Here is an 829-nt window from a genome sequence, read left to right as displayed (position 1 = left end):
TAGCAAAGAACATAAAAATTATTATATTTATATGCATGTTCGTCTTATCTTGGTGAGTAAAATCAACTTTTTATATTGCATCTACTCTAAACCTTTATAAAATATATATATTCTAATTAATAACAAAGTTGTATCCTGAATAATAAGTGCTATATTTATTTCGATGATAAAACAGATATTCTGTCAGTATATTAATAATAAAGGATGAGTTAATGTTTTCAGGACGACCGGTTAGTAAAAGGTTATTAATCTCGGTGCTTACTCATGCTATTTTTTTCATCAGTGGTATTGTATTAACTTACTTTGCCCACACTGCACATCAAGATGCTGTTAATAAAAAAATAAATGAAGCCCTCAACAACCGCCTTTCTTCACTCTCAACAGGCGTTACTAGCAGATTCGACTTATATAAATATGGGCTATACGGTTTAAAAGGATTTATACACGGCATTGGCGTTAATAATTTAAGCTACCAAACAATTTCCAATTACTCTAACAGTCGCAATTACGCCCAAGAATTCCCTGGAGCAAATGGTATTGGCTTTATAAGAAAAGTGAATGCCGAAAACTTAGCTCAATTCTTAAAAACTGCAAAATCCGATCGACCTAACCAAATATTTAAACTAAATAAACTAGCTAACGAAAGTGATGAGCACTTTATTATTCAGTATATATTTCCTGAGCAAAGTAATTCACGGGCTCTAGGACTCGATATTGCATCGGAAAGTACACGTAAAAAAGCAGCATTAAATTCTGCAATTAATAACCAAGTTCAATTATCGGCGCCTATTACGTTAATCCAAGCGGATAGCAAATCGCAACAAGGCTT

At 32.7% G+C, this 829-nt stretch carries 1 protein-coding gene; it reads left to right on the top strand.

Going from position 1 to position 829, the window contains the following annotated elements:
• Positions 1-212: 212 nt before the first annotated feature.
• Positions 213-829: CHASE domain-containing protein (locus tag GQR46_RS20210; RefSeq protein WP_206009740.1), on the top strand; the 617-nt coding region annotated here is incomplete at its 3' end.

This window comes from Pseudoalteromonas sp. Z1A6, assembly GCF_011378745.1.
GTDB classification, from domain to species: domain Bacteria; phylum Pseudomonadota; class Gammaproteobacteria; order Enterobacterales; family Alteromonadaceae; genus Pseudoalteromonas; species Pseudoalteromonas arctica.
This window is presented reverse-complemented; position numbering and strand designations above follow the sequence as displayed.